A 9,246-nucleotide genomic window follows, 5' to 3' on the forward strand; every position below is an offset into this window, starting at 1 on the left:
CCGCTGATCCTGCGGGTCAATCGCCGCCTGGGCACGCGAGATCAGTACCTGGCCGAGCTGCGCCGGGTCGGCTTCGAAGCCGAGCCCTGTGCATTCAGCCGCGATGGCATTCGCCTGCTGCAGGCCTGCGATGTCACCACCTTGCCGGGCTTTGCCGAAGGCCGGCTCAGCGTGCAGGACGAAGCCGCGCAACTGGCGGCCGAGCTGCTCGAACTGGCTCCAGGCCAGCGCGTACTGGACGCCTGCTGCGCCCCCGGCGGCAAGACCTGCCATCTGCTGGAAAGCGAACCCGAGTTGGCTGGCGTGGTGGCGGTGGATCTGGAAGAAAAGCGCCTGGTACGGGTGCGCGAGAACCTCCAGCGCCTCAATCTGCACGCCGAGCTGATCGCCGCCGATGGGCGCAACCTGGACGCCTGGTGGGATGGCAGGCCCTTCCAGCGCATCCTGCTCGACGCACCCTGTTCGGCCACCGGGGTGATTCGTCGTCACCCGGATATCAAGCTGACCCGTCAACCCGAGGATATTCCGGCCCTGGCCCAGTTGCAGGGCGAGCTGCTGGATGCCCTGTGGCCGACCCTGGAAGTGGGCGGCATCCTGCTCTACGCCACCTGCTCGGTGATGCCGGCGGAGAACAGCGAGAATATCGCCGCCTTTCTCGCTCGCACTGCGGATGCCCGCGAGCTGGATATCCCAGGCGCCTCGGACCAACCAACAGCAGGCATCGCAACAGCCCATGGCCGCCAGTTATTGCCGCAAGTGGACGGCCACGATGGCTTCTACTATGCCAAGCTGAGCAAAATCGCTGCACCCCGCGGCTAAGGAACAGACTGCATGAAGATCATTATTCTCGGCGCCGGTCAGGTCGGCGGCACCCTGGCGGAACATCTGGCCAGCGAGGCCAACGACATCACAGTGGTGGATACCGATGGCGAGCGCCTGCGCGAGCTCGGTGACCGTCTGGATATCCGCACCGTGCAGGGCCGCGGCTCCTTTCCCACGGTGCTGCGCCAGGCCGGCGCGGACGATGCCGACATGCTGGTGGCGGTGACCAACAGCGACGAAATCAACATGATCGCCTGCCAGGTGGCCTACAGCCTGTTCCACACCCCGACCAAGATCGCCCGGGTGCGCGAAGCGGCCTATCTGACCCGCAGCGGCCTGTTCAGCAACGAGTCGATTCCGGTCGACGTGCTGATCAGCCCGGAGCAGGTGGTGACCAACTATATCAAGCGCCTGATCGAATACCCCGGCGCCCTGCAGGTGATCGACTTCGCCGGCGGCAAGGCTCAGCTGGTGGCGGTCAAGGCCTATTACGGCGGCCCACTGGTCGGTCAGCAACTGCGCCAGTTGCGCCAGCATATGCCGAATGTCGACACCCGGGTGGCGGCCATCTTCCGCCGCAACCGAGCGATCATGCCGCAGGGTGATACGGTGATCGAAGCGGACGATGAGGTGTTCTTTATCGCCGCCAAGGCCCATATCCGCGCGGTGATGAGCGAAATGCGCCGCATGGAGGACAACTACAAGAAGGTGGTGATCGCCGGCGGCGGGCATATAGGCGAGCGCCTGGCCGAAGCCATCGAAAGCCGCTACCAGGTGAAGATCATCGAGATGAACCCGGCGCGCTGCCGCTACCTCTCGGAAACCCTGGACAGCACCATAGTGCTGCAGGGCAGCGCCTCGGACCGCGACCTGCTGGTGGAGGAAAATATCAGCGACGCCGATATCTTCCTGGCCCTGACCAACGACGACGAAGCCAACATCATGTCGTCCCTGCTGGCCAAGCGCCTGGGTGCGCGCAAGGTGATGGCGCTGATCAACAACCCGGCCTATGTCGACCTGGTGCAAGGCGGTGAGATCGATATCGCCATCAGCCCGCAGCTGGCCACCATCGGCACCCTCCTGACCCACGTGCGCCGCGGCGATATCGAAAGCGTGCACTCGCTGCGCCGCGGCGCCGCCGAGGCCATCGAAGCGATCGCCCATGGCGATGCCAAGTCGAGCAAGGTGGTCGGCCGCGCCATCGAAGACATCGCCCTGCCGCCGGGTACCACCATAGGCGCGATCATCCGCAACGAAGAGGTGCTGATCGCCCATGACAATACGCGGATCGAGTCCGGCGACCATGTGATCCTATTCCTGGTCGACAAGAAATATATCCGCGACGCCGAGCGCCTGTTCCAGGTTGGCTTAACCTTCTTCTAAGCGACAGCACGGGAGGTCCGATGAGCAACGAAGCCCTGGAAAAAATGCTGGCCAAAGGCATGGATAACGCCCTGCTGCGTTTCGGCCTGGGCAAGGGTTATCTGGATGCCGGCGACTTCGCCCGGGCAGCTGAGCATCTGCAGCATTGCGTAGCGTTCGACCCGCACTACTCGGCCGCCTGGAAGCTGCTCGGCCAGGCGCTGAATAAGCAGGGGCTACTGGAGGACGCCAGGCAGGCCTGGACCCAGGGACTGCAAGTCGCCCAGGAGAAGGGCGACAAACAGGCGGAGAAGGAAATCAGCGTATTTCTGCGCCGCCTGGACAAGGCGGCAAACCCGCCAAGACAAGCGGACTAGCGAGACGGCGCTTTAGCCAGCCGCGTCGGGCCGACTATTCCGTTACAAAGCGCAGACCAACGCCCAAGGCCTCGATGCGCACCACTTCCAGCGTCAGAATCGGCGCCTCCATTGGCAAACCCTGCACCTGGCCTATCACCCGCTCGCCCAGGCTGAGCATGCTCTGCGCCTGGTCCATCAGCACATAGACGCCGCACTCGGAAATATCCCGGGTGGTGACTATCAGTTCCCCGTGCAGCGGATGCTCGATGCGCAGGCGAACCTTGAGGGGCGTGCGGGTATTTTTTCGCTGGTTGCTCATGCTGCATCCGTCAGAGTGCGTGTCTGCAGCCTAGCCGAGAGCAGCCGCAGCCCGCAACCTGGGCCCCGCAAGCCGACAAAGCTAGCGCGGCTCACTCGGCTCAATACCACTTGGCCTCGCCGGCGGGACGCTTTTTAAAGCGCTTCATATTCCACATATATTGGCTGGGGGCCTGGCGCACCTGCTTCTCGATGCCCTGGTTGATGGCGGCCACCGCGGCCTCGAGATCCTCGCCATACAGGGCTTCCGGGGCCGCTTCGATCACCACCCGGTAGCCACTGCCATCGTCCAGGCGCAGGGCATGGATAAACACCGCCTCGGCCTTATGCCCCTTCACCAGCGACGGCACGAATTTGCTGGTCAGCGCCGGCACGCCGAAGAAGGGCACGAACAGGCCGCTGCTCAGGCTCGGCTCGGGGTCGGCGGCAATCCCGGCCACGCCGCCTTTGCGCAGCGTCTTGATCAGGCTGAGGATGCCTTCCTTGGTCGAGGCGGCCAGGGTGCTGCCCAGCTGGGTGCGCTTCTTCTGCAACAGCTGGTCGACCGCCTGCATCTTGATCGGTCGATACAGCAGCACCGGCTGGCAGATGGACGAGGCGTACTGCAGGAGAAATTCCCAATTGCCCAGGTGGCTGGTGATCAGCACTACACCTTTGCCACTGTCCAAGGCGGCCTGCAACACCGGCAAACCTTCGACCTGACGAATCCGCTGCAAGGACTTCTGCCCTGGCCAGATCCAGGAGCAGGCGCTCTCGGTCAGGGTCCTGCCGGTATCGCGCAGGCACTGGCCCACCAAGGCCTCACGTTCTGCGGCGGGCATCTGCGGAAAACAGGCCGCCAAGTTGATGCGCACCACCTCGCGCGAGCCGTTCGGCAGCTTCCACATCAGCCAGCCGATGACCGCGCCCACCGCCTGTGCGGCGCGCCAGGGCAGCAGCGCGAATAAACGCAGAAAGCCCACCGCCAGGGCACCTTTGAGCTTTTCCACAAACAACTCCAGCAGGCCAAAAGGCGCCTATTGTAACCGCTTGGCTGGAGAGACGTAGGTTGGCGCTGAGCGGAGCGAAGCCCAACAGGGAGCCGTTTACGGCTCCGCTTGGCAATTTCATAAATGTTGGGCTTCGCTAAGCTCAGCCCAACCTACACAGCCGCCAGCTCGGCATAGCGATCACAGTCGGTGCTGTGGTCCATAACCATGCCGGCGGCCTGCATATAGGCGTAACAGATGGTCGGGCCGACAAAGGTGAAGCCGGCCTTCTTCAGCGCGCGGCTCATGGCTTCGGCTTCGGCCGTTACCGCCGGCACCTGACCGCGTTCGCTAAAGTGATTGACCTTGGGCCTGCCGCCGACGAAGGACCACAACAGCGCCACCGGGTCCTCCAGCCTCAACCAGGCCTGGGCGTTCTGCCGCACGGCCTTGAGTTTGAGGCGATTGCGAATAATGCCGGCATCGCCCATCAGCTGTTCGAGGTACTCGTCGCTGAGCGCCGCCAGGCGCTGCACATCGAAGCCCAGCAACACCTCGCGGTAGCGCTCGCGCTTCTTCAATACGGTGATCCACGACAGGCCGGCCTGGAAGCCTTCGAGCAGCAGCAGTTCGAACAGCGCCTGGGGATCGCGTTGCGGCACTCCCCATTCCTGGTCGTGGTAGGCGATATACAAAGGATCGTCGGTGCACCAGAAGCAGCGTGGCATGCGGGTTTTCCTGAGCTTCGGTATACTCGCGGACTTTCTGACGCCGCCAAAGTACGGGTGAAATTTGTGAGCCAGACTACGCCTGCCGTGCGCACCTTCCAAGAATTGATCCTCGCCCTGCAACAGTATTGGGCCAAGCAGGGCTGCGTGGTGCTGCAGCCCTACGATATGGAAGTGGGCGCCGGCACCTTCCACACCGCCACCTTCCTGCGCGCCATCGGCCCAGAGACCTGGAACGCCGCCTATGTGCAGCCTTCCCGGCGTCCGGCCGACGGCCGCTACGGCGAGAACCCCAACCGCCTGCAGCACTACTACCAATTCCAGGTGGTCTTGAAACCCAACCCGGAAAACTTCCAGGAGCTGTATCTCGGCTCGCTGCAGGCCATCGGCATCGACCCGCTGGTGCACGACATCCGCTTCGTCGAAGACAACTGGGAATCGCCGACCCTGGGCGCCTGGGGCCTGGGCTGGGAAATCTGGCTGAACGGCATGGAAGTCACCCAGTTCACCTACTTCCAGCAGGTCGGCGGCATCGAGTGCTACCCGGTGACCGGCGAGATCACCTACGGCCTCGAGCGTCTGGCCATGTACCTGCAGGGCGTCGACTCGGTGTACGACCTGGTGTGGACCGACGGCCCGTTCGGCAAGGTCACCTATGGCGACGTGTTCCACCAGAACGAGGTGGAGCAGTCCACCTACAACTTCGAGCACGCCAACGTCGAGAAACTGTTCGAACTGTTCGACTTCTACGAGTCGGAAGCCAACCGCCTGATCGAACTGGAGCTGCCGCTGCCGACTTACGAGATGGTGCTCAAGGCCTCCCACACCTTCAACCTGCTGGATGCCCGCCGCGCCATCTCGGTGACCGCGCGTCAGCAATATATCCTGCGCGTGCGCGCCCTGGCCCGTTCGGTGGCACAGAGCTACCTGCAGGCGCGGCGCAAACTCGGCTTCCCCCTCGCTGCCCCCGACCTGCGCGATGAAGTATTGGCCAAGCTGCAAGAGAGCAATCCTCTTCAAGATGAAGTAGTGGGCAACAAGAAGGAGGCAGCAGAATGAGTGCGCACGATTTCCTGGTAGAACTGGGCACCGAAGAGCTGCCGCCGAAAGCCCTGAAGACTCTCGGTGAAGCCTTCCTGGCCGGTGTCGAGAAAGGCCTCAAGGCCGCTGGTCTGAGCTACGCCAACGCTCGCTATTACGCCGCGCCGCGGCGCCTGGCGGTGCTGGTCGAGCAACTCGCCAGCCAGCAACCGGATCGCACCCAGAACCTCGATGGCCCGCCCGTGCAGGCGGCTTTCGACAAGGACGGCAATCCGACTCAAGCGGCCCTGGGCTTCGCCAAGAAGTGTGGCGTCGACCTGGCGGAAATCGACCGCAGCGGACCCAAGCTGAAATTCAGCCAGAGCATTCCAGGCCAGGCCGCGGCCGGCCTGTTGCCGGCTATTGTCGAAACCTCGCTGAACGAATTGCCTATCCCCAAACGCATGCGCTGGGGCGCGCGCAAGACCGAATTCGTCCGCCCAAGCCAGTGGCTGGTGATGCTGTTCGGCGATGAGGTGATCGATTGCGAAATCCTCGCGCAGAAGTCCGGCCGGATCTCCCGTGGCCACCGCTTTCATGCCAACCAGGACGTCCGCATTGCCACGCCGGCCAACTACGCCGAAGACCTGCGCAGCGCCTATGTGATCGCCGACTTCGCCGAACGCCGTGAACAGATCGCCGCGCGTATCGCGCAACTGGCCGCCGAACAGCAGGGCACGGCCATAGTGCCACCGGCGCTGCTGGATGAAGTCAGCGCCCTGGTCGAATGGCCGGTGCCGCTGGTCTGCTCCTTCGAGGAACGCTTCCTCGAGGTGCCGCAGGAAGCGCTGATCACCACCATGCAGGACAACCAGAAATACTTCTGCCTGCTGGATGCCGACGGCAAGCTGCTGCCGCGCTTTATCACAGTGGCCAACATCGAGTCGAAAGACCCGACGCAGATCATCGAAGGCAACGAGAAGGTGGTGCGTCCGCGCCTGACCGACGCCGAGTTCTTCTTCAAGCAGGACAAGAAACACAAGCTGGAAACCTTCAATGAGCGCCTGGCCAATGTGGTGTTCCAGGCCCAGCTCGGTTCGGTCTACGACAAGGCCCAGCGGGTGTCCGCCCTGGCCGGCTTTATCGCCGCTCGCGTGGGTGGCGACGCCCAGCGTGCGGCCCGTGCCGGCCTGTTGTGCAAGTGCGACCTGGCCAGCGAGATGGTCGGCGAGTTCCCGGAAATGCAGGGCATCGCCGGTTACTACTACGCCAAGCACGACGGCGAGCCGGAAGACGTGGCCCTAGCGTTGAACGAGCAATATATGCCGCGCGGTGCCGGCGCCGAGCTGCCGAGCACAATCACCGGTGCGGCCGTGGCCCTGGCGGACAAGCTGGATACCCTGGTCGGCATCTTCGGCATCGGCATGCTGCCCACCGGCAGCAAGGACCCCTATGCCCTGCGTCGCGCCGCCCTGGGCGTGCTGCGCATCCTGATCGAGAAGCAGCTGGACTTGGACCTGGCCGAGGCCATCGCCTTCGCCATCGATCAGCTGGCGTCCAAGCTGAAGCTGATCTCGCTGTCCGACCTGATCGAGGACGACAGTCAAGCGGTCGCCGCCGATCCAGCCGCCGAACTCAAGGCCCAGGTCATGGACTTCGTCTTCGACCGCCTGCGCGCCCGTTATGAGGACGAAGGCGTCGAAGTGGCCGTGTACCAGGCCGTGCGCGCGGTCAGCCCGACCTCGCCGCTGGACTTCGACCAACGCGTGCAGGCCGTGCAGGCCTTCCGCAGCCTGCCCCAGGCCGCGGCCCTGGCCGCCGCCAACAAGCGCGTGTCCAACCTGCTGAGTAAGGCCGAAGGTCAGGTGGCGGCCAGCGTCGAAGCCCATCACTTCGACAACCCCAGCGAGTTCGCCCTCAACGCCGCTATCCAGCACGCCGAGCACGCGGTGCACCCCCTGGCCCAGGCGCGTCAGTACAACCTGGCGCTGAGCCAGTTGGCCAACCTGCGCGAGCCGGTGGACGCCTTCTTCGAGGCCGTGCTGGTCAACGCCGAAGACCCCGCCGTGCGCGCCAACCGTTACGCCCTGCTGGCCAAGCTGCGCGGCCTGTTCCTCGGCGTGGCCGATATCTCGGTACTGGGCTGATGCTCAGCAGCTGCAAGCTACAAGCTTCAAGCCGCAAGCCTGGAACGGGCAGTCTTGAAGCTTGTGGCTTGCCGCTTGAGGCTCAATTATGAAACTGCTGATTCTCGACCGCGACGGCGTAATCAATTACGACTCCGACGCCTATATCAAGAGCCTCGACGAATGGGTTCCGCTACCCGGCGCCATCGAGGCCATTGCGCACCTGTCGCAAGCCGGCTGGACGGTGGCCGTGGCCACCAACCAATCGGGCATTGCCCGCGGCTATTACGACCTGGCCGCATTGGAAGCCATGCACCAGCGTCTGCGCGAACTGGTGGCGGAGCAGGGCGGTGAGCTGGGTTTGATCCTGCACTGCCCCCACGGCCCGGACGACGGCTGCGCCTGCCGCAAGCCAAAACCCGGCCTGCTCGAACAGATTGCTGCGTACTATGGGACGACGCTACGCGGGGTCTGGTTTGTTGGCGACAGCAGCGGTGACCTGAGCGCCGCGCTGGCCGTCGATTGTCAGCCGGTTTTGGTTAAGACCGGCAAAGGCGAACGTACCCTGGCCAAGGCATTGCCAGAAGGTACCCTGGTATTCGATGATCTGGCGGCGATTGCCGCTCAGCTTCTCCACTTATAAAGCAGGCCCTGCCTGCGACGGTAAAAGCTCCCATGTCGACAGTGCAGACCCTCAGAACCTTCCTCTTCTATTTTCTGCTGTCTGCCAGCGCCTTCTTCTGGTGCACCCTCAGCGTCTTCGTTGCGCCCTTTTTACCCTTTCGCGCCCGTTATCGTTTCGTCGTGCAGAACTGGTGCCGCTGCGCCACCTGGCTGGCCAAGGTGGTGGTCGGCATCCGCTACGAGATCAAAGGCCTGGAGAATATCCCGCAGCGACCTTGCGTGATCCTGGCCAAACACCAGAGCACCTGGGAGACTTTCTTTCTCTGCGGTTTTTTCGAGCCACTGAGCCAGGTGGTCAAACGCGAGCTGCTCTATGTGCCGTTCTTCGGCTGGGCCATGGCCATGCTCAAGCCCATCGCCATCGACCGCAGCAACCCCAAGGCCGCCCTCAAGCAGTTGGCCAAGCTGGGCCATAAACGCCTGGGGCAGGGCGCCTGGGTCTTGGTCTTTCCGGAAGGCACGCGCATTCCCGCCGGACAGATCGGCAAGTTCAGCCGGGGTGGCGCCGCCCTCGCGGTCAACGCCAACCTGCCGGTACTGCCCATCGCCCATAACGCCGGCGAATTCTGGCCGAAACTCGGCTGGCGCAAGACCCCCGGCACCATCCAGGTGGTCATAGGCCCGCTTATGCACGCGAGCGGCACTGGCCCACGGGCAATCGCCGAACTCAACGACCGCGCCTTCGCGTGGGTCAGCCAGGCGCAACGCAGCATCGGCTCGCTCGACGCCGACGCGGCGCCCTGCGATCTCAGCGAAACAGCTTAGGGTCTGTTGATGTTTCGTCGCGGCCGCGCCGGAGCCTGTTTTTGCGCGGGGCCAGGCACGAGGAGCGTAGTTTGGTCATTCCAAATAAGTGACG

10 protein-coding genes are annotated in these 9,246 nt (G+C 63.7%); 7 read left to right on the forward strand and 3 right to left on the reverse strand.

Annotation, left to right across the window (positions count from 1 at the left end):
- The 3 genes from rsmB to Q8Q83_RS09350 all read left to right on the forward strand — a co-directional run.
- A partial coding sequence (gene rsmB, locus Q8Q83_RS09340) for a 16S rRNA (cytosine(967)-C(5))-methyltransferase RsmB (protein ID WP_305623124.1) occupies nt 1–819 on the forward strand: 819 nt, incomplete at its 5' end.
- A gap of 12 nt (nt 820–831) precedes the next feature.
- Nucleotides 832–2,205: a Trk system potassium transporter TrkA gene (gene trkA, locus Q8Q83_RS09345; protein WP_305623126.1), complete on the forward strand. Its 1,374-nt coding sequence runs from the start codon at nt 832–834 to the stop codon at nt 2,203–2,205.
- A 20-nt stretch (nt 2,206–2,225) separates the two neighbouring features.
- Nucleotides 2,226–2,561, forward strand: coding sequence for a tetratricopeptide repeat protein (locus Q8Q83_RS09350; protein WP_305623128.1), 336 nt, complete (start codon nt 2,226–2,228; stop codon nt 2,559–2,561).
- Between the two features lie 34 nt (nt 2,562–2,595).
- On the opposite strand, the gene Q8Q83_RS09355 is transcribed toward Q8Q83_RS09350, so the two are convergent.
- The 3 genes from Q8Q83_RS09355 to Q8Q83_RS09365 form a co-directional block, all read right to left on the reverse strand.
- Nucleotides 2,596–2,862 (reverse strand): PilZ domain-containing protein, encoded by a 267-nt coding sequence (locus Q8Q83_RS09355; protein WP_305623130.1) that lies wholly within the window; start codon nt 2,860–2,862, stop codon nt 2,596–2,598.
- A 100-nt stretch (nt 2,863–2,962) separates the two neighbouring features.
- Complete coding sequence (locus Q8Q83_RS09360; RefSeq protein WP_305623132.1) at nt 2,963–3,850, reverse strand: lysophospholipid acyltransferase; 888 nt, start codon at nt 3,848–3,850, stop codon at nt 2,963–2,965.
- A 152-nt stretch (nt 3,851–4,002) separates the two neighbouring features.
- On the reverse strand, nt 4,003–4,557 hold the full coding sequence (locus Q8Q83_RS09365; RefSeq protein WP_305623134.1) for a DNA-3-methyladenine glycosylase I: 555 nt from the start codon (nt 4,555–4,557) through the stop codon (nt 4,003–4,005).
- Between the two features lie 66 nt (nt 4,558–4,623).
- On the opposite strand from Q8Q83_RS09365, the gene glyQ reads away from it, so the two are divergent.
- The 4 genes from glyQ to Q8Q83_RS09385 all read left to right on the forward strand — a co-directional run bounded on the left by glyQ (nt 4,624) and on the right by Q8Q83_RS09385 (nt 9,152).
- Entirely contained in the window at nt 4,624–5,616 is a 993-nt protein-coding gene (gene glyQ / locus Q8Q83_RS09370) for a glycine--tRNA ligase subunit alpha (RefSeq protein WP_305623136.1), read from the forward strand.
- The gene (glyS, locus tag Q8Q83_RS09375) at nt 5,613–7,724 is read left to right on the forward strand and encodes a glycine--tRNA ligase subunit beta (protein WP_305623138.1); all 2,112 of its coding nucleotides are present in this window, start codon (nt 5,613–5,615) and stop codon (nt 7,722–7,724) included. Before glyQ ends, glyS begins: the two co-directional genes overlap by 4 nt.
- A gap of 88 nt (nt 7,725–7,812) precedes the next feature.
- Complete coding sequence (gene gmhB, locus Q8Q83_RS09380) at nt 7,813–8,346, forward strand: D-glycero-beta-D-manno-heptose 1,7-bisphosphate 7-phosphatase (RefSeq protein WP_305623139.1); 534 nt, start codon at nt 7,813–7,815, stop codon at nt 8,344–8,346.
- A gap of 32 nt (nt 8,347–8,378) precedes the next feature.
- Complete coding sequence (locus Q8Q83_RS09385) at nt 8,379–9,152, forward strand: 1-acyl-sn-glycerol-3-phosphate acyltransferase (RefSeq protein ID WP_305623141.1); 774 nt, start codon at nt 8,379–8,381, stop codon at nt 9,150–9,152.
- Nucleotides 9,153–9,246 lie beyond the last annotated feature (94 nt).

The organism is Pseudomonas sp. (assembly GCF_030696055.1).
GTDB lineage: Bacteria > Pseudomonadota > Gammaproteobacteria > Pseudomonadales > Pseudomonadaceae > Aquipseudomonas.

Bases quoted from the DNA above. Each gene is read 5' to 3' on its own strand.
- trkA (WP_305623126.1), top strand. From the start codon at position 832: ATGAAGATCATTATTCTCGGCGCCGGTCAGGTCGGCGGCACCCTGGCG.
- Q8Q83_RS09350 (WP_305623128.1), top strand. From the start codon at position 2,226: ATGAGCAACGAAGCCCTGGAAAAAATGCTGGCCAAAGGCATGGATAAC.
- Q8Q83_RS09355 (WP_305623130.1), bottom strand. From the start codon at position 2,862: ATGAGCAACCAGCGAAAAAATACCCGCACGCCCCTCAAGGTTCGCCTG.
- Q8Q83_RS09365 (WP_305623134.1), bottom strand. From the start codon at position 4,557: ATGCCACGCTGCTTCTGGTGCACCGACGATCCTTTGTATATCGCCTAC.
- glyS (WP_305623138.1), top strand. From the start codon at position 5,613: ATGAGTGCGCACGATTTCCTGGTAGAACTGGGCACCGAAGAGCTGCCG.
- gmhB (WP_305623139.1), top strand. From the start codon at position 7,813: ATGAAACTGCTGATTCTCGACCGCGACGGCGTAATCAATTACGACTCC.
- Q8Q83_RS09385 (WP_305623141.1), top strand. From the start codon at position 8,379: ATGTCGACAGTGCAGACCCTCAGAACCTTCCTCTTCTATTTTCTGCTG.